Source organism: Parasphingomonas halimpatiens, assembly GCF_036663795.1.
In the GTDB taxonomy this organism is placed as follows: Bacteria; Pseudomonadota; Alphaproteobacteria; order Sphingomonadales; family Sphingomonadaceae; genus Sphingomonas.
On record NZ_JAXOJP010000033.1, the window covers coordinates 1 to 22,531 of the forward strand.

Sequence of the window (22,531 nt, forward strand, 5' to 3'; positions counted from 1 at the left end):
CACTCACATCCAATCCAGCATAAATCGACATCGGTCATCCTCCTGCCTTGGAGCACCTGCCAGGCGACTCCGTATCATGCAGGAGGATGGCTACCTCAATTACGCCACGTCCCCGAATTCTTGTGTCCACGCCGATTCTCGCCATTGACCCGCGACCTTGCCGCGGCGACCCCGCAAGGAGTCTTCGCTATGGAAAACCGCTGGACTGCTGCTAGATCGCGACATGTTTCTCCGTATTCCCGATGTGCTGACGGCGGCTGAACTCGCGCAGTTGCGCGCCATTGCCGCGCGGACCACCTTCGTCGATCCGAAAAAGGGTTCCGCGTTCGTTTCGCCGCTCAAGAACAATCGCTGGCTGGCGGAACCCGAAGCGCTTCGGCAGTCGGCGCAGATGGTCGGCGATGCCATCTACCGGAACGAGAGTTTCCGCGCCTTCGCCTTTCCGAAAGCGATGATGCCGCCGGTGCTGACGCGATATGACGAGGGCATGCATTACGGCATCCATGTCGACTCCGCTTTCATGACGACAGGGCAGCGCGTGCTTCGCAGCGATCTTTCCTGCACTGTCTTCGTCAGCGACGAGAGCGAATATGAAGGCGGTTCGCTGCGGATCGGCCTGGGATCGAGCGACGTTCATATCAAGGGCAAGGCTGGCAGTGCGATCGTCTACCCGTCGACCAGTATCCATGAGGTCGAGCCGGTCCGCGCGGGCACGCGGTTGGTGGTGACGACCTTCATCGAGAGCAGGATCGCGGATGCCGAACAGCGTGAATTGCTCTACGAGTTGATGGAAATCGGCGCCATCGCGGGCGAAAAGATGGATATCAAAACCTATACCCGGCTCCAGCGCGTTCAACAGAATCTGCTGCGGCGTTGGGGTGACGCCGACTAGCTATTTCACCGAACCGGTCCGTGGGAAGCGACGATCGGCAACTCGATGCGCGCGACGAAGATCGCGCGGCCGGTCAATAAAAGTTGCGCAGCGTCAGTGCCCGGGTCGGGCCGTCGCACAGGCCGAGCCGGACGATGCGGCCCGGCGGTCCGATCGGCCAGGAGAGCGCGGCTTCGCCGGGCACACGCCCGATGATCGCGCCGTCGACGCTGCAGATTGCCTCGCCCGCGCGCCAGCCGGTTGCCGCTGCCGGGCCGCCGCGCATGACATGCACGACGCTCAGCCGGTCGCCCTCGCGGCGCAGCAGCAGGCCGGAGGTCGAGCGCGGTGGCAGTGCGCCGGCGCGCCGGCCGGGGGCGAGCACCATCTGCCCGGCGCCGGGATCGAGCAGCACATGATAGCGTTGCAGCAGGCCGTTGCCGATCCGCCCGCCGACCCCGGCGCCCTGCGAAAAGCCGCCATCGGGCTCGATCGCCACCTCGGTCGCCTGCGCCGGCAGCGGGCCGAGCGGCAGGGCAGGGTCGATCGCGAGTTCGGTGACCGACATGCCGCCAATTCCGTAGGACAGGGTGGTGGTGACGCGGGCCGGCGAGGCGAGATGGCGCCATGTCGCGGCGGCGAAGGTCACCGCATTGCCGTCGCCCGTGTCGACGATCATCGGGGTGCGCCGGCCGCCGATCGTCAGCTGGCTGACATAGATCGGGGCCGCGCCTGCGACGGTCAGCGGGACGCTGACGCCGCGAAACGGCATGCGGCCCGACGGCAGCAGGCGGAAGCGTCCGGCGTCGTAATCGATCTCGAGCGCGAAACCGGCGAGCAGGTCGCGGCCGACGAACAGATCGACACTCTCGCCGGCGGTCGCGCTGCCCGGTGCGTCGATCACCGCGATGCGGCCACCCTTATGGTCGAGCCCACCAAAGCCGATACGCGGTGAGGTCGCCCAGGCGATTGGCACCGCGCCGCCGATCGCGCTGGCAGTGCCGGGCGCGGTGGCGCGCGCGGGCAGCTTTGGCGCGAGCCGGCGCGACATGGCGGAATCGCTGACGCCAGTATCGAGGATCGCCCCGACCGAGCGGCCATCGACCGTGGCGATGAAGCGAATCTGGTTGCCGCCGGTCAGCGTGAAGGGCACCCAGCGCGCCTCGCTGTCGCTCGCCAGCCAGGTCTCGATCGCGTGCTCGGCGAGCGGGATCGCGGCGGCGAGGAAGAGGATGGGGTAGAGCAGCTTCATATGTCTTGCCGATCCCCCTGTCCGTCACCCCGGACTTGTTCCGGGGTCCACCGTGCCCCAAAGGTGATCGCTCGTTGCCCGGTGGATGCCGGAACAAGTCCGGCATGACGATGTGATGTGAATAGTGCGGTTTGCCCGGGGCAACCGATCGTCTCCGCCCCCCTACCTGGAAAGGTTGGGTTCACGGAAAGCGCCGGCGCCGACGCTACAGACAGGCTTCGAGATAGGCCTGGTCGAAGCCGAACTGGCGAGCCTTTTCCAGCGTGTAGGGGCGCAGGCCCATCGAGCGGTACTCGCCGATGATCTTGCCGTCGGCGCTCTCGTCGAGATATTCGAACTTGAACAGCTCCTGCGTGACGATCACCGGGCCTTCCATGCCGATCACCTCGGTGACGTTGGTCACACGACGCGAGCCGTCGCGCAGGCGCTTGACCTGGATGATCAGCTCGACCGAATCGGCGATCTGCCGACTGATCGCTTCCTTGGGCACCTTGATGTCCGACATCATCACCATGTTCTCCATGCGAGCGAGTGCCTCGCGCGGGGAGTTGGCGTGGAGCGTACACATCGAGCCGTCATGGCCCGTGTTCATCGCGGCGAGCATGTCGAAGCATTCGGAGCCACGAATTTCGCCGAGGATGATGCGATCCGGGCGCATACGCAGCGCGTTCTTGACGAGGTCGCGGATGCTGATCTCGCCCTGGCCTTCGAGATTGGCAGGGCGCGTTTCGAGCGGCAGCCAGTGCGGCTGTTGCAGGCGAAGTTCGGCGGCGTCCTCGATCGTCAGCACACGCTCGCCCGGGTCGATCATCTTCGACAGCGCGTTGAGCATCGTCGTCTTGCCCGAACCGGTACCGCCCGAAATGACGCAGTTGAAGCGGCACGCGCCGGCGATCTTCAATGCGGTGGCCATTTTCGGGCTCATCGAGCCGAAGCCGGCCATCATGTCGAGCGTGATCGGCTTGGCGGAGAATTTACGAATCGAGATCGCGGTGCCGCGTAGGGAGAGTGGGGGCACGATGACGTTGACGCGGCTGCCGTCCTTGAGGCGGGCGTCGGCGAGCGGCGTGGTCTGGTCGACGCGGCGGCCGACCGAGTTGCAGATGCGCTGCGCGATCTGGAACAGATGCTCCTCGTCGCGGAACTGGATATTGGCCAGTTCGAGCTTGCCCTTGCGCTCGACAAAGGTTTGCTCGGGTCCGTTGACCATGATGTCGGTGATGCTCGGATCGGCGAGCAGCTCCTCGAGCGGGCCGAGGCCGAGCAGTTCGTCGACCAGCACCTTTTCCAGCGCGAACTGTTCGCGGCGGTTGAGCGTCAGCTTGAGCTCGGCGAGCACCTCGCCGATGATCGGGCGGAATTCCTCGGCCAGCTCGTCCTTGTTGAGCGTAGCGGCGGCTTCCGGATCGACGCGTTCGAGCAGGCGCGGCAGCACCTGTTCCTTGATCTTGTGGATCGAGCTTTCGAAGCCCTCCATCTTGCTCGCGCCGGCTTCGCCCGAGGCATTCTGGCGCTCCTGCAGCCGCGCCATCGCGTCCTGCTGCGTGCCGGGCATGTTGCCGATCGGATCGGGATCGAGCGCCGAGGGCATCGGCAAATTGCCGAGCGAGGGGAACTGGTCGCTGCCATCGGTGTCAGCCGGCCGCGCGGGCCCGCCGCCCTGCATCGGGCGCGCGACGCCGAATGCCGGTCGGGCGCCAGGGCCTTGCCCCACGCCGCTACGGCGTCCGAATGCGCTCATGCCCGTTGGTCCCTCATAGTCGAGGTCGAGGCGTAGCGGCCAAGGCTTGATAATTGCCTAACCAAATGTGCGGCGGCGATGTGATGGCCGGTTTGATGGCCGGTTGGCCGGGGGCAGCGGGGTGTGGCGTGCGCGTCAAATGCGCGCGGCGAGCCGGGGACGCTGCCGCCCGTGAACATCGGCAATGTCGTGTGGGGTGCTTTAGGCGGCGCGTTCCGCCAGAATCGTCAGGCCGTTCTTGCTGACCTCGGCGAAGCCGCCCTGGATCGCGAGGATCTCGGGCTCGCCCTTTTCGCTGTGGTAGATCGACAGCGCGCCGTCGCGGATCGTCGACATGAACGGCGCGTGATGCTCGAGCACGCCGAAGTCGCCCTCGGTGCCGGGCACGACGACCATATAGACGTCCTCCGAGCGGACCAGCTTTTCAGGCGTGACGAGTTCGAAGTGCAGCATCTTTTTAATTCCTTAGCCCCTCCCCTTCAGGGGAGGGGTTGGGGTGGGGCGGTGCCTCAGACGCAGCATCTGCGGATAGGCCCCACCCCCAGCCCCTCCCCTGAAGGGGAGGGGAGTGATGTGGTTACGCTTCCTGCGCGAGCTTCTCGGCCTTGGCCACGGCTTCGGCGATGCCGCCGACCATGTAGAAGGCTGCCTCGGGCAGATGGTCATATTCGCCATCGACCACCGCCTTGAAGCTCTTCACCGTGTCCTCGATCGCGACGAACTTGCCGGGGATGCCGGTGAAGACCTCGGCGACGTGAAACGGCTGCGACAGGAACTTCTGGATTTTCCGCGCGCGGCTGACCGTCAGCTTATCCTCTTCGGACAGTTCGTCCATGCCGAGAATGGCGATGATGTCCTGCAGCGACTTGTACTTCTGCAGCGTCGACTGGACGGCGCGGGCGGTCTCGTAATGCTCCTGGCCGACGACGCGCGGCTCAAGCACGCGGCTGGTGGAGTCGAGCGGATCGACCGCCGGATAGATGCCGAGCTCCGAGATCGCGCGGTTGAGCACGGTCGTCGCGTCCAAGTGGGCGAAGGAGGTGGCTGGCGCCGGATCGGTAAGATCGTCGGCCGGCACATAGATCGCCTGCACCGAGGTGATCGAGCCCTTGTTGGTCGAGGTGATGCGCTCCTGCAGCGCGCCCATGTCGGTCGACAGTGTCGGCTGGTAGCCCACCGCCGACGGGATGCGGCCGAGCAGCGCCGACACTTCCGACCCCGCCTGGGTGAAGCGGAAGATGTTGTCGACGAAGAACAGCACGTCCTGGCCTTCGACGTCGCGGAAATATTCCGCGATCGTCAGGCCCGACAGCGCGACGCGGGCGCGGGCGCCCGGCGGCTCGTTCATCTGGCCATAGACCAGCGCGACCTTGGAACCTTCCGACTGCGCATTGCCGTCGGCATCCTTGGCGATGACGCCCGCATCGAGGAACTCGTGATAGAGATCGTTGCCCTCACGGGTACGCTCGCCGACGCCGGCGAACACCGAAGTGCCGCCATGGCCCTTGGCGATGTTGTTGATCAGTTCCTGGATGAGCACGGTCTTGCCCACGCCGGCGCCGCCGAACAGACCGATCTTGCCGCCGCGTGCATAGGGCGCGAGCAGATCGATGACCTTGATGCCGGTGACGAGGATCGCGCTGTCGGTCGACTGGTCGACGAACAGCGGCGCGAGCGCGTGGATCGGCATCGTGTCGGTGTGGCCGACCGGGCCGCGCTCGTCGATCGGCTCACCGATGACGTTGAGGATGCGGCCGAGCGTCTTGGGGCCGACCGGCACGCGGATCTGCGAACCGGTGTCGGTGACGGTCTGGCCGCGGGTCAGGCCCTCGGTCGCGTCCATCGCGATGGTGCGGACGGTGTTCTCGCCGAGATGCTGCGCGACCTCGAGCACGAGGCGGTTGCCGTTGTTGCTCGTCTCGAGTGCCGACAGGATCGCCGGGAGGTGGCCCTGCTCGAACGTCACGTCGACGACGGCGCCGATCACCTGGCTTATGCGGCCGACATTGTTGCTGGTCGCGATCGGCGCGGCGGTGCCCGCCGACGCGGCGGCCTTGGGCGCCGCCGGTGCCTTCGGGGCTGCCTTCTTCGCCGGAGCCTTGGTCTTGGGTGCTGCGGTAGCCATCGGTCTTTCCTTGTGTCGAGCGGACTTAGAGCGCTTCGGCGCCCGAGATGATTTCCACCAGTTCGGTCGTGATCGCGGCCTGGCGGGTGCGGTTATATTGAATGGTGAGGCGGTTGATCATGTCGCCGGCATTGCGCGTGGCATTGTCCATCGCGGTCATCCGGCTGCCTTGTTCCGACGCGGCGTTTTCGAGCAGCGCGCCGAACACCTGGATCGCGATGTTGCGCGGCAGCAGGTCGGCGAGGATCGCCTCCTCGTCGGGTTCGTAATCGACCGCGCCGCCATCGTCGTTCGCCGCGGCCTTGCTCGTGTCGAGCGCGACGGGGATGATCTGCCGGCCGACCGGCTCCTGAACCAGCGCCGACTGGAAGCGGGCGTAGAACAGGTGGGCAATGTCGAATTCGCCGGCCTCGAAGCGTGCGATGACATCATCGGTGATCGCCTTGGCATCGGCGAAGGCGACGTTCTTGATGTGGCTCATCTCGTGATCGGCGACGATCTGGTTGGGGTAGAAGCGCCGGATCACGCGGCCCTTCTTGCCGGCGATGTAGATCTTGACGGTCTTGCCGGCAGCTTCGAGCTCCTCGGCCTTGCGGCGTGCGGCGCGGACGATGTTCGAGTTGAACGCGCCCGCCAGACCGCGCTCGCTGGTCGCGATGATCAGCAGATGGGTCTGGTCTTGGCCGGTGCCGGCGAGCAGCTTGGGCGAGGATTCGGACACCGTCACCTTGGCGGCGAGGCTGGCCATGACCTTTTCGAGCCGCAGCGCATAGGGACGCGCGGCAACCGCCGCCTCCTGCGCGCGGCGCAGCTTGGCGGCGGCGACCATCTTCATCGCCTTGGTGATCTTCTGCGTCGACTTCACCGAGCCGATGCGGATCTTGAGGGCCTTTAGTGAAGCCATGAAAAACCCTTAGTTCGTCATCCTGACGAAAGTCAGGATCTCGCGCGGTGAGCGGAATGCAGGAGCCGCATGAGATCCCAGCTTTCGCTGGGATGACGAGGAAAATGTCTTACGCAAACGTCTTGGCGAACGCGTCGAGCGCGCTCTTGAGCTTCCCCTTGGCCTCGTCGCCGAGATCCTTGGTGTCGCGGATCGTCTTGAGCACATCGGCATGGTTGGCGCGCAGATCGGCGAGCATCGCCTGCTCATAGCGCACCACCGCATCGACCGGGACGGTGTCGAGATAGCCGTTGGTGCCGGCGAAGATGGAAGCGGTCTGCTCCTCGAACGGCAGCGGCGAGAACTGCGGCTGCTTGAGCAGCTCGGTCAGGCGCGCACCGCGGTTGAGCAGGCGCTGGGTCGAAGCGTCGAGATCCGAGCCGAACTGCGCGAACGCCGCCATCTCGCGATACTGGGCGAGCTCGAGCTTGATCGAGCCCGACACCTTCTTCATCGCCTTGGTCTGCGCGGCCGAGCCGACGCGGCTGACCGACAGGCCGACGTTGATCGCCGGGCGGATGCCGGCGAAGAACAGGTCGGTTTCGAGGAAGATCTGGCCGTCGGTGATCGAGATCACGTTGGTCGGGATATAGGCCGACACGTCGCCGGCCTGGGTCTCGATGATCGGCAGCGCGGTGAGCGAGCCCGAGCCATTGTCCTTGTTCATCTTCGCGGCGCGCTCGAGCAGGCGCGAGTGAAGATAGAAGACGTCGCCGGGATAGGCTTCGCGGCCCGGCGGGCGGCGCAGCAGCAGCGACATCTGGCGGTAGGCAACGGCCTGCTTCGACAGATCGTCATAGACGATCAGCGCGTGCATGCCATTGTCGCGGAAATATTCGCCCATCGCGCAGCCGGTATAGGGCGCGAGGAACTGCAGCGGCGCGGGGTCCGACGCGGTCGCGGCGACGACGATAGAATAGTCCATCGCGCCATTCTCGGTCAGCGTGCGGACCAGCTGGGCGACGGTCGAGCGCTTCTGGCCGATCGCGACATAGATGCAATAGAGCTTGGCGCTCTCATCAGTGCCGGCATGCGCCGCCTTCTGGTTGATGAAGGTGTCGATCGCGACGGCGGACTTGCCGGTCTGGCGATCGCCGATGATCAGCTCGCGCTGGCCGCGGCCGACGGGGACGAGCGCGTCGATCGCCTTGAGGCCGGTCTGCACCGGCTCATGGACCGAGGTGCGTGGGATGATGCCGGGCGCCTTGACCTCGACGCGGCTGCGCTCTGTGGTGAGGATCGGGCCCTTGCCGTCGATCGGGTTGCCGAGGCCATCGACCACGCGGCCGAGCAGCGCCTTGCCGATCGGCACGTCGACGATCGTGCCGGTGCGCTTGACGACGTCACCTTCCTTGATCTCCGAGTCCGACCCGAAGATCACGACGCCGACATTGTCGGCCTCGAGGTTGAGCGCCATGCCCTGCACGCCGTTCGAGAATTCGACCATCTCGCCGGCCTGGACATTGTCCAGCCCGTGGATGCGCGCGATGCCGTCGCCGACCGAGAGCACCTGGCCGGTTTCCGAGACTTCCGCCTCGGTGCCGAAGCTGGCGATCTGGTCCTTGATGACCTTCGAGATTTCAGCGGCGCGGATATCCATTGTCTAAGCCTTCAGCCTTTCATCGCGTGCGCGAGAGTGTTCAGACGGGTGCGGATCGACGAGTCGATCATCTGCGAGCCGATCTTGACGACCAGCCCGCCAAGCAAAGCGGGGTCGACCGAGAGGCCGACGGTAACATCGCGGCGGAGCCGCGTCTTGAGCTGCGCCTTGAGCGCCTCGACCTGGCCGGCATCGAGCGGATGCGCCGAGGTCACTTCCGCCGTCGTCTCGCCGCGCTGGGCGGCGGCAAGCTGGCGGAAGGCGCGAATGATAGCGGGAAGCTGCGACAACCGGCGGTTCTGCGCGAGCACGCCGAGGAACTTCGCGGTCGTCGCATCGAGCTTCATCGAGGTCGCGACGGCGGCAAGCGCCCGAGCGGCGACATCGCGGCCGAGCAGCGGGCTGGCGATCAGCCGCTGAAACTCGGGCGACTGGTCGATCGCGGCGCGCACGGCGACGAGGCTCGCCTCGACGGCGGGCAGGGTCTTCTCGTCACGGGCCAGTTCGAACAGAGCGGTGGCGTAACGTCCGCCAAGGCTTGCCTGAATACTGCCACCCAAATGACCGCCGGATGTCTCCACGCGATTCTTTTCCTCGTCAACAACGGGTTGGCCCATATAAAAAGGGAGGCCGGAATCGGCCCCCCGGATGGGTCGCCGCGCGGTTAGCATCGGGTTCGCTGCGATGCAACCCGGTGGTGTCTGCGGGGTCGCGACGTGAGAGCGATTAGGTGGTCAGACGCAGCCCGGGGTACTGGAGGCGCCGGCGACGAAGTTTCCGCCGCGCGCGATGTTCCGCACCGCCGCATCCGCTGCATCGCGCTTCGCCTTCGAAGCCTTGGGGCCGGCATCTATCGCGGTGAGGATTTGCTCGGCCGATTGGGCCTCGGCCTTGGTGCAGAGGGTCACCTCGCTGCCAGCGTTGAGCGCGGCAGTGTAGCGTGTGACGACGCAGGTCCCCACCGAAAATTCGCTGTGATCGTCACTTTCCTGCCAGCAACGCGACTCCGAATAAACCGGCAAGCACGCCGTCCCAGCCGGACTTGGCTTTTTCGGGGCGATCGCAGCCTCAAATTTCGCCCAACAGCTATTCTTGCCGGCCGGCCCGCTATGGCGTTCGCATTTGCACGCGTGTTCGGCTTCGCGCTGAAGCGCGACAAATTCCTTGGCCGCTTCAGCCCTCGGGTCGCGCGGCGGCTGGGGTTTGCTGCACCCGGCACTGGCTAGGGTGATCAGCGCGACCAGAATCCCGACGCTTCGTGTTCCCGGCATCCTCCTTCTCCCGCCATTGCCGGCTTCCGCTTCGCGACCGCCCGTGCAAAACCATGGTCAAGCAAGATGTTGTCCGATGCAAGAGAGAGGAGCGCTCATGGCTGCCGGCACGATGGAGCAGATGACGATGTCCGATGGCGCGGCGGTTGCCGTCTATCATGTCCACCCCGAGGGCGAGCGGCGCGGCGGGCTGGTGCTGGTGCAGGAGATATTCGGCGTCACCGACCATATTCGCGAGCTGGCCGACGAATATGCCGCCGATGGTTATGAGGTGCTCTCGCCGGCGCTTTTCGACCGCGAGCATCCCGGCTTCGAGGCGAGCTATACCGGACCGGATTTTGAGCGCGCGATCGAGCTCGCACGGCAACTCCACCCGTTCGATCTGTCGCTGAAGGACGTGCAGACCTGTATCGATGCGCTCAAGGAGCGCGGCCCGGTGTTCGTGGTCGGCTATTGCTATGGCGGGTCGATCGCATGGATGGCGGCGACGCGGCTGACGGGGCTTGCCGCCGCCTCGGGCTATTATGGCAGCCTGATCCCCGGCGTCGCCGACGAGGAGCCCAGGGTGCCGGTGATCGCGCATTTCGGGCGTTACGATCACGGCATCCCGATGGAGGGCGTCGATAAGGTCATCGCCAAGGCGTGGCCGCGCGCCGAAGTCTATGTTTACGAGGCCGGGCACGGTTTCAACTCGGATCGTCGCAAGGATTATCACGAGCCGAGCGCCGATCTGGCGCGCGAGCGCACGCTCGCTCTGTTCCGCGCGAACGGCTGATGAGGGCGCTGCGGCGCTTTCTGCTGGGCGCGACGCTGTTCGTCGCAGCATTATATATCGCGGTGCTTGCCGGCCTCTACGTCAAGCAGCGCGACCTGATCTATCCCGGCGCCGGTGGCCATCGCGGCCTCGTCGCCTCCGAGGTCGACTTCGAAGAGGTCATGCTGACCACGGCCGACGGCCTGCACCTGCGTGCCTTGTACCGCGCGCCCCGGGCCGGCATGCCGACCGTGCTGATGTTCCATGGCAATGGCCACGCCGTCAGCGGCAGCGCAGCGGCGATGCGACCGCTGATCGGCGACGGCTATGGCTTGCTGCTGTCGGAATATCGCGGCTTCGGCGGCAATCCGGGCAAGCCGAGCGAGCAGGGGCTGTACCGTGATGCGCGCGCCGCATGGGGCTGGCTGCGCGCGAAAGGCGTCGCGCCCGACCGGATCGTCCTGCTCGGCTATTCGCTCGGCTCGGGCGTCGCCGCGCAGCTCGCGCTGGAACACCCGCCCCGCGCGCTGGTGCTGGTCGCCGGCTATACCGGCATCGCGCATGTCACCGGCCAGCATTATCCCTGGATCCCGGCCGAATGGCTCGTCACCGAGCGCTTCCGCACGATCGACAAGCTGCCGCGCATCGCCTGCCCGATCCTGCTGCTCCATGGCCGCGACGACGAAACCATCCCGGCCGACAACAGCATCGCGCTCGCCAAGGAGCGGCCTGATGCGAAGCTCGAGCTCGTCGCCGGGACCGGGCACGGCATCATCTATCGTGACGATACGATGCGGCGGATCGATGCGTGGCTGAAAGCCGCCATATCGGTGCGAACATCGATGGACAGCGCGGGGGTAAAGCGTCTCTAAGCTATAGTGATGAAACAGCAATCGCAGAACCGCCGACCGACGCGCATCTCGCTTCGTCACGCCGCCATATTGCTGGCCGGGCTGGGGACGGCGCTGCCGCTGCCTGTCTTGGCGGTCGATCGCGCGAGATCCGCGCCGGTCGCGGAGTCTGCCGCCGCCGCCCAACGGGCGCTCCAGGCGGCGCTCGAAGCCTTTCGTCAGGGCGATTGCGTCACGGCGATGCGGGATGCCGCAGCGCTCGTCGCCACCGACCCCTCGCCGTTGCCGGTCCAGATGCGCCCGTTCGCCTATGATGTGATGGCAGGCTGCGCGCTGCGCACCGGCGCGAAGGAGGACGCTTACCGCTATGCCGTCGCCGGGACGGCGATCGAGGGGGCACCCGAAGAATCTTGGCAATTTCGCTTTCTCGTCGCGGCGCAGGGCGGGATGTTCACCGACGCCATCGCGACGATCGAGAGCATGGCACGCGATCATCCGTCGATGCTCGACAAAATGCCGACGCGCTACCTCTACGAACTCGACAACCATCTCACTGAGGAAGGTACGGTCGCGCAACGCCGACGCCTGTTGGGTGTCGTAACCAGCGGCAAATATACGCCGGCCGATCCGATGATGAGCCCTGACTATTTCCGTTATCGTCTGGCAGTGCTGCTCATCGAGGCCGGCGACCAGGCGGGGGCGACGCGCGAAATGAGCGTCGTGCGAAACCCGCGCGTGTGGTTCGACGCCAATCTCGATCCGCGTCTGCGCGTGACCCTGCCGCGCGATTTCGATGTTCGGCGGGCGGTCGAGCAGGGGCTTGCCGAGATGCGCGCGCTCGCCGCGCAGCACCCGGACCTGCTCGGGCCGGTCGTTCGTGCCGCCGGCTATCTTCATGCGCTGGGCCGTCCTCAGGAAGCGGTTCAGTCGCTGGAGGCACTGCATTCACGCATCGGTAAGCCCGGCGCATTCAGCGACGCCGCGGAGCAAACCGCGTGGTGGTGGGATAGGTTGGCCGACAATTATGGCGCGCTCGGCCGTTATGACGACAGTGACGCGGCATTGCGATCGGGTGCAGCAGCGGAGGAGAATGGCAGCGCCAATGTCAGTCAGGTCATCAACCTCGCCGGAAATCAGCTACAATATTCCCACTTCGCCGATGCGCTTGCCACGATCGCGCTGTTCGACCAGGCGAAGCGCAACGTCAGCGGCTTTGGCATGATGCAGATCCAGCTGATCCGTGGCTGCGCGCGCTCCAGGTCGGGCAAGCCAGCCGATGCGGCAGCAGAGCTATCCTATCTCCGCGCGCACGAGAAGGATGCGCCGCCTGCGCTGACCAATATGCTGATGTGTCTCGGCGATCTCGATGCTGCCGCCGCCTCCTTTGCGCGCCGTCTCGGCGATCCCGCATTGCGCGTCGAGGCGCTCAGGCAGCTAAGCGATTATGATGCACCGCCAGTACAGCTGCCCGACGATCCGTTCACTGCCCAGCTTCCCGCGATCAAGGCGCGCCCCGACGTCAAGGCGGCGATAGCGCATGCAGGAGGCGCGCGGCGCATTCATCTGCAATTCGGGCAGTTCTAAAGCATCAGCAAAAAGCTCACATTTTGTACCGAACTTCTCGTCTCTCGCCGAGGGGAGGTGGGAGACAGGGCGCCAAGCGCGTTTCGCGGTCAGGATTTCACCCGGCAGGCTCAAACCGGCAGATTTCAGGCGCCGCCCGCCGCCTTGACCAGCGCGTTCGCCTTGTTCGCCAGGCTACCGACCAAGTGGATCTTTTCGACGATGTCCCTGGCGCCTTGATAGGCCGCGTCGACCGCCGCGCGCGCGTCCCGGGCATCGGCATAGGCCTGTTCTACGACAGCGCCGGTCGCGTCCAGCGCCGCGCGCGCGGCCTCCAGATAGCTTGCCTCGAGCGCGTTGACGTTGGCGAGGATCGCACGGATCTGATCGGGCGATTGTGCCGCGGCGAGATCGTCGGCGCGGCGCGCATAGGCGTCGCTGTAACTCTGATAGACCTCGATCAGGCGATCATGCGGGCTTGTCGTCATGGCTCAATGTCCCCCTTTGCCGGCCTGCAGGCTTGCGACGATCGTCCCCAGCAACCGATCGACCTCGGCAAGCGATACGCCGCCCTTGGCGCCAAGCTGATCCTGCTCGGCGATCAATGCTTCCAGCGCGGCGAGCGACGCCTGGTAGCGACCCTGTATTGCGACCGTCTCGGCCGCCGATTGTGCTCGCGCAGTGTCGATCGTTGCCGCCTGCAAGGCCGGCGAGTTTGCGATCATCCCGTCGGCGCCGGGGTTCAGCGTCACGCCGAGCGAGTTGACCATCGGCTGGAGCAATGTCGTGCCGGGGATCAACCCGGCCTGAAACAGCGCGATCTTCGCGGCCGATCGCTGCCGCTCGGTCGATGCAGCGACCGTGTCGAACACAAAGGCTTCCTGCTTGAGGCCGTCATGGAGCCGCTGGGCGATCTCGCGCAATTTCGCGTTCGCGGCGAGAATGCGATGGCGCTGGCGGCTGTCGGCGATGATCCCCGCCACATCGCCGGCCAGCGCGACGACCGGTGCCGGGATCGGCGCCCTGGCCAGGGCGAAGACGTTGCCGGCAAAATCATTGACCGCGCTGACCGCGTCGTTGGTCGCCGAAGTAGCGTCAGCGCGCGCATCATAATCAGCCTCCTGCTTGAGCGCGCCATAGGCCTCACCCAGCGCGCCGAGCGCTTTCGCGCGCAACTGGATGACCTCGGCAAGCTTGCGTCGCTCGTCGAACAGATGCTGGTCGATCGGGACCGACACGCCGCAATTCGCCGGCACGGCACATATCTGCCAGCGCTGGGTGAACGCTTCAGTGACGTCGGCCGAGGTGACGTGCGCGGCGAGCGTATCCACGTCGCTTTGTAGCGTCCCGGTGGCCTTGATCCCGGCATCGGCGATCAGGCCGGCATCGGTGCGCGGCGCGGTGGCGCACCCCGCGAGCGACACCGTCGCGATGGCAAGAACAAGAGTCGTGATTGGCGACCGCATCGATCATCTCCCGTGTCGCCTCAATCATCGCGCAAGCGCGGCGCGAATGCCAATGGTGATGACTATCGAAACGGTTCGAGTTGCCGCGTGGCCTGATCCGGGCAGCATGTGGCGGTACGGATGATCGACGTCGCGGCCCGTGGACATCCCGCCATCCGATCTGCAAGTTGCAGCAGTGACTTGGGATGATGCGCCGTTGCGGGGCATCGCAAGGGGGGACGGACGATGTGGCAGTTGATAGCAATGGCGTTGGCATCGCCCGTGGTGGCACCCGCGCCGGTGCCGGCGCCGGCACCGCCGCCGCCGCCGTCGGTCGACTTCTCCATCGGCGGGGTTGCGCTGACGATGCCCTTGCCGCCCGGTTATTGCATCCCGACCGGGAGGGACGCTGCAGTCGCGCAACTCGTCGCCGCGGGTGACAAGGGTGCAGTCACCCATGCCACGCTGAAACAATGCGATGGCAGCATTGGCGCCGGGGTCAACGACTATACGCTGATCAAGACGCCGACCTCGATGCTGATGCCGGTCGTGGACCGCCCGACGCTGATCAAGGAATTGGGTGCGGAGTTCGACAATCCCGTTGCCGTTGCAGGCTATGCGGCGGCAATGAAAAAGGGCGATGCCGGGGCCGATCTCAGCCAGGTTCTCGGCACCAAGGTCGAAATCAAGGGCATGATCAAGCCGCTCGGCCATGACGATGTCTGCGCTTACATGGGTGGGCAGGTCAATGTGACGGGCGCCGGCATCAGTTACCTCCAGCCAACCGGCGTGTGCATCACATCGGTCGGCGGCAAGGTCGTGACGATCGCGCGTTACGGCAAGGACCTCGCCCCGGCTGCGATCGCCACCCTGTTGCGCGGGGCTCGCGCCATTGCCCAGAGCATGCGTACGGTTAGGGCAAAATAAGCGGCGCCGGGGGAGGCGCCGACCGTTCGCCAGCATCTCGCCCCCTCGCCATGCCTCACCGACGCGGGGTTCGCCAATCAGTGGCCGGTCGTGCTCGCAACACCGCCGGCGCCGGTGTCCCGATCGTCGCGCCGATAGACCACGCCGCCCTTCATCACGAAGGCGACATGCTCGAGCCGCGTCACGTCGGCGAGCGGATCACCCGGCACCGCGATTATATCGGCGAAGCGGCCGGCCTGGACCGACCCGATATCGACGCTGTCGCCGATCAGGTCGGCGGCGTTGCGCGTGGCGGCCAGGATCGCATCGGTGGGCGTCATGCCGGCCTCGACCATCAGCGCGAACTCGCCGGCGTTGCGGCCATGCGCGACCAGGCCCTGGTCGGTGCCGAATGCGATCTTCACCCCGGCCTTGTAGGCGGCGGCAAGATTGGACTTGAGATGCGGCGCAACCGCTAGCGCCTTGGCGGCGGATGACGGTGGGAGCTGCTCGGGGTTGGTCTTGGCGATCTCGTAGACGCGCTGGCCGATCAGCAGCGTCGGGACGAGATAGGTGCCGTGGGTCTTGAACAAGGCGTAGCTCTCGGGCCCGGCATAACTGCCATGCTCGACCGAATCGACGCCCAGTGCGACGGCATGGGCAATCGCCTCGCGGCCGTGGATGTGCGCCGCGACTTTCATCCCCAGCGCGTGGGCGGTCTCGACCACGGCGGTGATCTCGGCATCGCTCATCAACTGCAGCGCGGGATCGTCATTGACCGACAGCACGCCACCCGAGGGCATGATCTTGATCAGGTCGGCACCGCGCCGGCGGTGATCGCGGACGATGCGGATCGCGCTGTCGACCCCGTCGACCAGCGCCTCGTTCCATTGCGGCTGCGAGATGGCGGGATCGAGCCCGGAATGGGAGTCGCCATGTCCGCCGGTCGGGCCGAGCGGCGCGCCCGAGACCCATAAACGCGGCCCGGCGATTTCGCCGCGCGCGATCGCGCGTTTCATCGCGACGACGAGATCGGTCGCCCCGCCGACGTCGCGGACGGTGGTAAAGCCCGCCTCGAGCGTGGCGCGGGCATAGGCTGGCGTCTTGTAGGCGGCGTCGAGATCGGTCTGCGTGACCATCTCGCGCACCGGGTCGCCGCCGTCGAATTGGCTGGTGATATGGACATGGGTGTCGATCAGACCCGGCAGCACGGTGGCAGTCGACAGGTCGATCACCTCAGCGCCGGCCGGGGTGCTGAAGCCCGGCGTGACCGCGACGATGCGATCGTCATGGATCACGATCGTCACCTCGTGACGCGGCGCATTGGTGGTGCCGTCGATCAAGGTGCCGGCATGAATCACGACGTCTTTCGCCTCCGCCGGCATCGCCACGGTCGTCAACAGCGCGGCTGTCGCGCAGAGCAGTGCTTTCATGATCGCCCCTTTTCGAAAGCTCGTGCGTAGAAGCTGAACCTGCCCCCCGCAACAAGCACGCGTTGCCCCCGCAACAATCACGCATTGCGGCGCCCCGGTTTGACCGCAATCCTCGGGATGTGGCGACCGGCGCTATGGCCTATATCCGTGGCATGACGCACGACATCACCATCGATCCCGATATCGCCTGGGCCGCTTTCGCAGCGCGCGACCGCGCGCAAGACGGCCGCTTCGTTGGCGCGGTCAAGACCACTGGCATCTATTGCAAACCGAGCTGCCCGGCGCGCCATCCCAGGCGCGAGCATGTCAGTTTCTACCGCGACGGTGCCGAGGCGCGCGCGGCGGGATATCGCGCCTGCCTGCGCTGCAAGCCCGACGAGGTCGGCCGCGACCGCGTCGCGGTGGCGCGCGCTGTGGCGATGATCGAGGCGGCCGAGGACGTCATCGCGCTCGACGATCTCGCCGCTGCGGTCGGCTATGCGCCCCATCATTTCCATCGCCTGTTCAAGCGCGCCACCGGGGTGACCCCGGCGGCCTATGCCCGCGGTCTCAAGGCGCGGCGCGTCGGGCAGGCATTGATCGAGGAGGCCAGTGTGACGCAGGCAATCTACGAAGCCGGCTATTCAGCGCCGAGCCGCTTCTACGAAGGCGGCGCCCGGCGCCTCGGCATGACGCCCAGCGCGTGGCGCAAGGGCGGGGCGGGGGTGACGATCCGCTGGACGATCGCCGATACCAGCCTTGGCGCCATGCTCGTCGCGGCGACCGACAAGGGGTTGTGCCGCGTATCGTTCGACGAGGACGAGGCGGCGCTGCGCGCGCGCTTTCCCCATGCCGAGATCATGCCGGGCGGCGCCGCGCTGGCCGATCTCGCGGCAAAGGTCGTCGCTTCGGTCGAATCGCCCGAGCGCGACCAGGACCTGCCACTCGACGTGCAGGGCACCGCCTTCCAGGAAGCGATCTGGCAGGCGTTGCGGCAGATCCCGTTCGGCGAGACGCGCAGCTATGCCGAGCTCGCCGCGCTTGCCGGCAGCCCCGGCGCGGTGCGCGCGGCGGGGTCGGCGTGCGGCGCCAATCATGTGCCGATCGTCATCCCCTGCCACCGCGTGCAGCGAAGCGACGGCAACATCGGCGGCTATGCCTATGGCGTCGATCGCAAGCTGACGCTGCTCAAGCGCGAGGGCGTGGCATGAGCAGTTTCGTGTTGCGCGGGCTCGATCCCGCGCCCTTCGCGCCGCTGTTCGCGCTGGATGACGACGCGCTCGAGGCGTGCGATGTCCGTCGCGTGGTGGCAACCAGCAAGCCCGGCTTTCCGTGCCGGGTGTCCTTGGTCGATGCCGAGCCGGGCGAGACGCTGATCCTCGCCAATTTCGAGCATCTGCCGGTAGCATCGCCATTTCGGTCGCGCCACGCCGTCTATGTCCGCGCCGATGCCGCCGAGCCAGCGGAATATCGCGATTCGCTCCCCGACCAGTTTCGCACCCGCACGCTGTCGCTTCGCGCGTTCGACGATGGCGGGATGATGGTCGATGCGGATCTCGCCGATGGGCGCGAGGCCGAGGTCACGATCCGGCGCATGCTGAACGACCCGCAGGTCGCCTATCTCCATGCTCATTTCGCCAAGCCCGGGTGCTTCGCGGCCCGCATCGACCGCCGCTGATCAGCGGCAAAGACATTGCGATCCCCTGCGGGTGAGTTATGCTGCTACGACACAGTGGAGCGGGCAGCATGACGACGAACGAAGCCAGGGCGGGCATATTGGCCAAGATCGCCCGCCATCCGATGTTTCGATTGCTGGTTGCCTTCGCCTTCATTGTCGGGGCCTTGTTGATTTCGCGCGGCGTGGGCAAGCTGATCGGGCCGCATCTGGGGAATGCCCGCGCGGTCATCGTTGCGAGCTGCGTCGCGGCGATCTTCGTCGGTGCCTATGCGCTGTTCTGCCGCGTGATCGAACGCCGGCCGGTGCGCGAATTCGCGCTGCGCGGCGCACCGCTCGAGTTCGCCGGGGGAATTCTCACCGGCCTGCTGCTGTTCTCCGCGGTCGTCGCGGTGATCGCGCTGCTCGGCGGCTATAGCGTGATCGGCACACGCGGACCGGCCGTGCTGCTGCCGGCGCTCGCCATCGCCATCGTCTCGGGTTTTACCGAAGAGATCATCTTTCGCGGCTGGTTCTTCCGGCTTGTCGAGGAATGGCTCGGCACGTGGATCGCGCTGGCATTGTCGGCGGCGCTGTTCGGTGCGCTGCACCTCGGCAACGAGAATGCGACCTTGCTCGCCGGCGCCGCGATCGCGCTCGAGGCCGGGATCATGCTCGCCGCGATCTACCTCATCACGCGGCGGCTATGGGCGGCGATCGGCGTTCATGCGGCGTGGAATTTCGCGCAGGGCGGGATTTACGGCATCGCCATATCGGGCAACGCTACCGACGGCATCCTTCGGCCACGCATCACCGGCCCCGATCTGCTGACCGGCGGCGCCTTCGGTGCCGAGGCGTCCTTGCCGGCGATCGTCGTGGCGACGGGGTTCGGCATTGCGATGGTGATCGTCGCCTATCGCCGTGGCGGCTTCGTCGTGCCGTTCTGGCGACAACCGCGCGTCGCCTGACGGCGCTTCAGTTGCCCGATTTCGGTTTGGGCGTGTCGCTCTCTTCGGTGACCTGGACATTGAGCGGGTCGCCGGTCGCGCGTCCTTCGAGGATGTCGAGCATCTTCAGCGCGCGTGCCGATCCGCTGCCTCCATGCGGGTCATAGGCAAGCGGCTTGAGCATGCGTGCGGCGGTCTGTTTCTGGCCGTGCATGATCAGGTCATAGACATAGGTCATGCGCGCGCCGCCATCCTGCGGTACGATCTCGACCGCGCGCGCGAGCGCGGCGCGGCCGGCGTCGGAAGGCGGCTGCTGCGCGATGCCGAAGCTTTCGTAAAAGGCAAGCAGCGGCAGCGGATCATTGGCGTCGAGCTGGTTGGCGGCGAGTACCTCGCTCTTGCCGGCGGCGATCAGCGCCGTGCGCTTGTCGCCCTCGGCGCTCTTCGCCCGTTCCAGCCGCACCGCGCCGAGATAATAATGCGCCCGCGCGCTCTGCGGGGCGAGCGCCACCGCGCGTGCCGCTTCGCGCTCCGCCGGGTCGAGCAGTCCGGCATCGAGGTCGACTTGCGCCGCGAGTTGCTGCGCGGCCGCGCCATCGGGGAATGCCGCCGCCGCCGCCTCGACCCGCGCCGCAAAGGCCTTGGCGGCATCGGGCTTCATCGTCTTGGTAAATTCGAGCGCATAGGGAAGCATTGCCGCTTCGTCGGGCGCTAACGGGCGGATCGTCACGCCGCGCGCAATCTCCGGCGGAATCGGCGGCTGTCGGTAGGTGAAGCTCGCCGCTTCAAGATATTTGTCGAGATCGCGGTCGAGGCCGCGCGGGTCGCCGAAGACCTTGGCCGCCTCGCTCGGTGATGCGCCGGCGTTGAAGGCGGTGAGATAGGCAGCGAGCTGACCGTGCCGCGCCGGATCGAAGGTGAGATAATGCGTCAGCAGCCAGCTCGACCCATAGAACCGCGCTCGCTCTTCGTCGCCAAGATCCTTCTGCCGCAGCGACACCAGCCGCGACGCCTTGACGTGGAAGGAGGATAGATCGAGCTCGTAGCGACGGTGGTCGGCGACCTTGCCATAGCTGATCACGCCGGGCTTTTCGAACGAGGCCGTCGAGACCAGTTCCGCCCAACCCTCGACATACCAGGCGGGGTAGGCGGAGGGGAAAAATTGCAGCATGAAGTGATGCGCATATTCGTGGAACAGCACGACCTGCGGCGAAAAGCTGCTGTCGTCCCCGCCGGTGTTCTGCGGCGTGATCGCAATCGGCCCCGCCGCCAGCGAACGGTAGAAACCCGCGACATTGCTGTCGGGCTTTTCCATGTAGCTCTGCACCGTCTTGACGCCGGCGACGACATAGACGCGGACCGGATAGGGATGCGCTTCCTCACGGACCCCGGTCGCCATCAGCATCAGCGCATGGACCGATTCGAGCCGTTCGGCGAACTTGCGCAGCTTGGCATCGGAATCCTGCGAATAGATCAGGAAGTGCCTGGTCCGGGCCTCGTGCCAGTCGGCGGCGGCCGGGGCCGCCACGCCACAGAGCAACGCCGCGATCGCGGCCAGAATTGCGCGCATAACCAACCCCCAATATGCCGGCGGTTCAGCGCCTTGCAGGGCTCAGTCTAGGCGATTTCCCGCCCGCTTCAATGGCCATCCGGCCGGCAGGCATAGACGATCTTCTCATTGGGGTAGGTCGGTAGCTGCGTGCGCATCGCGGCCTGTTGCTGCGAGAGGTTGGCGCGCGCGGCCTCATCGGTCGAGCAGGCCTTGAGCGTCACCTGCGCGCGGATCTTGCGCAGCGCGTCCATCTGCCCGGCGGCGAGGAAATAGCGCATCGAGACATAGCTTCGCGTCGCCGGATCGAATTGCAGCACCGAAACGGTCTGCTCTTCCGACGGTACCAGCACGCGGTCCCATTTGCTGCCATTCTCGGCATATTGGGTGCGGCCATTCACGCACCCTGCCGTGCCCCAGTCGAGATTGAGATCGGCGACGGCGGTCGACACGACGCGGCTGCGCTCGGGGACATAGGTGCAGACGAGCTTGCCGATCGCGGCGCTCGAATAGGCCGGCGCGGTCGCCGTCGCGACGGGGGTCGGGGCCGGGGCGATCGCGCCGCTCGGGCGCAGGAAGAACACCACGCCCGATGCGAGCATCAACACGCCACCCCCGGCCAGCGCCCAGATCGCCTCGCGCCGCCGGTCCTTGACCTCGAGCAACCCGGCCCCGCCGATCGCCAGCGCCCCGGCGACCAGCAGGACGGCGGCAATAGCGATGACATTCTCGCGGCTGCGCTCGGCATCGTCGCGCGCCTTGGCCAGCGCGACCTCGCGTGCGAGCGCGTTCTTCGCCTGCGCTTCACGCCGCGCGAGATCGGCATCGGCCTTGGCGCGCGCCTCGACGTCGCTGTCCTGCTTCATCAACTCGGTCATGCTGGTGCAGGGCGTGCCGAGCGCGACATATTTCTGCCTGGCCTGGGCGAGAAAGCTGGCGAGTTCCGAATCGGCGATGGCGAAGCCGAAACTGCTGTCGCCCTCCGCTGCCTGGGTAATCGCCGAATTGACCCCGATCACGCGCCCGCACGGATCGAGCAACGGCCCGCCCGAATTGCCGCGTGCGATGCCGGCGGTGTGCAGCAGCACCTGCGTGCCCGACAGCGCGCGGCGCCCCGAGAACACGCCCTCGGAGCGGATCGGGCTGAGCGGGTGGATGTAATCCGCCGCCGATTGCGCCGTCGCGACGTCGACATTGCCGGGATAACCCAGGGCAGTGACCGGATTGCCCTCCTCGACCGGCCCCGAATAGAGCGCCAGCGTCGGCAGGTGCGTGCCCGTGAACTCGATGATCGCGAGGTCGCGCGCGGCATCGATCGCGATGACCTTGCCCTCATAGCTCTTGGCGCCCTCCGACGGGACGATGCCGATCACGACATTGTCGGGATAACGCTTGGCCAGCTCGACGACATGCGCATTGGTGATGATGCGGTTGGGCGCGATGGCGAAGCCGCTGCCATGGCCGAAGCCGACCACCTTGTCGTCGACCATCGCCACCGTGACGACACGCACCACGCCGCGCCCGGCGGCCGAGATGTCGTCGGCGTGCGCCACGCCGGCAAAGCCGGTCAGCGCCGCCAGCAGGAGAAGCCACCGCATCATCGTCCGGACCATGTCGTGCACCATAAGCGCGCTGTCGGGCAATTCG

The 22,531-nt window shown here is 66.3% G+C and carries 21 protein-coding genes; 8 read left to right on the forward strand and 13 right to left on the reverse strand.

All coding sequences use genetic code 11. The features are described from left to right. Nucleotides 1-223: 223 nt before the first annotated feature. Nucleotides 224-892, forward strand: a complete 669-nt coding sequence (locus U1839_RS22025; protein ID WP_332805724.1) for a Fe2+-dependent dioxygenase — start codon at nucleotides 224-226, stop codon at nucleotides 890-892. Between the two features lie 73 nt (nucleotides 893-965). On the opposite strand, the gene U1839_RS22030 is transcribed toward U1839_RS22025, so the two are convergent. The 8 genes from U1839_RS22030 to U1839_RS22065 form a co-directional block, all read right to left on the reverse strand. Next, on the reverse strand, nucleotides 966-2,123 hold the full coding sequence (locus U1839_RS22030) for an aspartyl protease family protein (RefSeq protein ID WP_332805725.1): 1,158 nt from the start codon (nucleotides 2,121-2,123) through the stop codon (nucleotides 966-968). Nucleotides 2,124-2,328: 205 nt separating this feature from the next. After that, the gene (locus U1839_RS22035) at nucleotides 2,329-3,864 is read right to left on the reverse strand and encodes a TadA family conjugal transfer-associated ATPase (protein ID WP_332805726.1); all 1,536 of its coding nucleotides are present in this window, start codon (nucleotides 3,862-3,864) and stop codon (nucleotides 2,329-2,331) included. Between the two features lie 201 nt (nucleotides 3,865-4,065). Continuing rightward, a complete protein-coding gene (locus tag U1839_RS22040) occupies nucleotides 4,066-4,317 on the reverse strand; it encodes an ATP synthase F1 subunit epsilon (RefSeq protein WP_332805727.1) in 252 nt (83 codons plus the stop codon). Nucleotides 4,318-4,441: 124 nt separating this feature from the next. After that, the gene (atpD, locus tag U1839_RS22045) at nucleotides 4,442-5,887 is read right to left on the reverse strand and encodes a F0F1 ATP synthase subunit beta (protein WP_332805769.1); all 1,446 of its coding nucleotides are present in this window, start codon (nucleotides 5,885-5,887) and stop codon (nucleotides 4,442-4,444) included. A gap of 127 nt (nucleotides 5,888-6,014) precedes the next feature. Continuing rightward, nucleotides 6,015-6,893, reverse strand: a complete 879-nt coding sequence (locus tag U1839_RS22050) for a F0F1 ATP synthase subunit gamma (RefSeq protein WP_332805728.1) — start codon at nucleotides 6,891-6,893, stop codon at nucleotides 6,015-6,017. Between the two features lie 109 nt (nucleotides 6,894-7,002). Continuing rightward, a complete protein-coding gene (gene atpA, locus U1839_RS22055) occupies nucleotides 7,003-8,532 on the reverse strand; it encodes a F0F1 ATP synthase subunit alpha (RefSeq protein ID WP_332805729.1) in 1,530 nt (509 codons plus the stop codon). An 11-nt stretch (nucleotides 8,533-8,543) separates the two neighbouring features. Next, nucleotides 8,544-9,113: a F0F1 ATP synthase subunit delta gene (locus U1839_RS22060; RefSeq protein WP_332805730.1), complete on the reverse strand. Its 570-nt coding sequence runs from the start codon at nucleotides 9,111-9,113 to the stop codon at nucleotides 8,544-8,546. 153 nt (nucleotides 9,114-9,266) lie between these two features. Further along, nucleotides 9,267-9,803: a hypothetical protein gene (locus U1839_RS22065; RefSeq protein WP_332805731.1), complete on the reverse strand. Its 537-nt coding sequence runs from the start codon at nucleotides 9,801-9,803 to the stop codon at nucleotides 9,267-9,269. A 97-nt stretch (nucleotides 9,804-9,900) separates the two neighbouring features. Here U1839_RS22065 and U1839_RS22070 point away from each other — a divergent pair, with 97 nt between their 5' ends. From U1839_RS22070 to U1839_RS22080, 3 genes are read left to right on the forward strand one after another with little or no spacing between them, the layout of a single operon-like run. Further along, nucleotides 9,901-10,578, forward strand: coding sequence for a dienelactone hydrolase family protein (locus tag U1839_RS22070; RefSeq protein ID WP_332805732.1), 678 nt, complete (start codon nucleotides 9,901-9,903; stop codon nucleotides 10,576-10,578). Then, nucleotides 10,578-11,429 carry an alpha/beta hydrolase gene (locus U1839_RS22075; protein ID WP_332805733.1) on the forward strand — a complete coding sequence of 284 codons (852 nt, stop codon included), beginning with the start codon at nucleotides 10,578-10,580 and terminating at the stop codon, nucleotides 11,427-11,429. Before U1839_RS22070 ends, U1839_RS22075 begins: the two co-directional genes overlap by 1 nt. A 9-nt stretch (nucleotides 11,430-11,438) precedes the next feature. Beyond that, a complete protein-coding gene (locus U1839_RS22080; RefSeq protein ID WP_332805734.1) occupies nucleotides 11,439-12,992 on the forward strand; it encodes a tetratricopeptide repeat protein in 1,554 nt (517 codons plus the stop codon). 125 nt (nucleotides 12,993-13,117) lie between these two features. Here U1839_RS22080 and U1839_RS22085 read toward each other — a convergent pair whose 3' ends face one another. Then, nucleotides 13,118-13,459, reverse strand: a complete 342-nt coding sequence (locus U1839_RS22085) for a hypothetical protein (RefSeq protein WP_332805735.1) — start codon at nucleotides 13,457-13,459, stop codon at nucleotides 13,118-13,120. 3 nt (nucleotides 13,460-13,462) lie between these two features. Next, nucleotides 13,463-14,437, reverse strand: coding sequence for a hypothetical protein (locus tag U1839_RS22090; protein ID WP_332805736.1), 975 nt, complete (start codon nucleotides 14,435-14,437; stop codon nucleotides 13,463-13,465). Between the two features lie 225 nt (nucleotides 14,438-14,662). On the opposite strand from U1839_RS22090, the gene U1839_RS22095 reads away from it, so the two are divergent. After that, nucleotides 14,663-15,343 (forward strand): hypothetical protein, encoded by a 681-nt coding sequence (locus tag U1839_RS22095; RefSeq protein ID WP_332805737.1) that lies wholly within the window; start codon nucleotides 14,663-14,665, stop codon nucleotides 15,341-15,343. Nucleotides 15,344-15,420: 77 nt separating this feature from the next. On the opposite strand, the gene U1839_RS22100 is transcribed toward U1839_RS22095, so the two are convergent. Next, nucleotides 15,421-16,755, reverse strand: coding sequence for a metal-dependent hydrolase family protein (locus U1839_RS22100; protein ID WP_332805738.1), 1,335 nt, complete (start codon nucleotides 16,753-16,755; stop codon nucleotides 15,421-15,423). A 152-nt stretch (nucleotides 16,756-16,907) separates the two neighbouring features. Here U1839_RS22100 and ada point away from each other — a divergent pair, with 152 nt between their 5' ends. The 3 genes from ada to U1839_RS22115 all read left to right on the forward strand — a co-directional run bounded on the left by ada (nucleotide 16,908) and on the right by U1839_RS22115 (nucleotide 19,356). Next, nucleotides 16,908-17,945 (forward strand): bifunctional DNA-binding transcriptional regulator/O6-methylguanine-DNA methyltransferase Ada, encoded by a 1,038-nt coding sequence (ada, locus tag U1839_RS22105; protein ID WP_332805770.1) that lies wholly within the window; start codon nucleotides 16,908-16,910, stop codon nucleotides 17,943-17,945. After that, nucleotides 17,942-18,412 (forward strand): DUF1203 domain-containing protein, encoded by a 471-nt coding sequence (locus U1839_RS22110; RefSeq protein WP_332805739.1) that lies wholly within the window; start codon nucleotides 17,942-17,944, stop codon nucleotides 18,410-18,412. The genes ada and U1839_RS22110 overlap by 4 nt, the downstream gene beginning before the upstream one ends. Before the next feature lie 68 nt (nucleotides 18,413-18,480). After that, a complete protein-coding gene (locus tag U1839_RS22115) occupies nucleotides 18,481-19,356 on the forward strand; it encodes a CPBP family intramembrane glutamic endopeptidase (protein WP_332805740.1) in 876 nt (291 codons plus the stop codon). A 7-nt stretch (nucleotides 19,357-19,363) separates the two neighbouring features. On the opposite strand, the gene U1839_RS22120 is transcribed toward U1839_RS22115, so the two are convergent. Both U1839_RS22120 and U1839_RS22125 read right to left on the reverse strand, forming a co-directional pair. Continuing rightward, nucleotides 19,364-20,905: a tetratricopeptide repeat protein gene (locus U1839_RS22120; protein ID WP_332805741.1), complete on the reverse strand. Its 1,542-nt coding sequence runs from the start codon at nucleotides 20,903-20,905 to the stop codon at nucleotides 19,364-19,366. A 68-nt stretch (nucleotides 20,906-20,973) separates the two neighbouring features. Next, nucleotides 20,974-22,485 carry a S1C family serine protease gene (locus tag U1839_RS22125; RefSeq protein ID WP_332805771.1) on the reverse strand — a complete coding sequence of 504 codons (1,512 nt, stop codon included), beginning with the start codon at nucleotides 22,483-22,485 and terminating at the stop codon, nucleotides 20,974-20,976. Nucleotides 22,486-22,531: the final 46 nt, after the last annotated feature.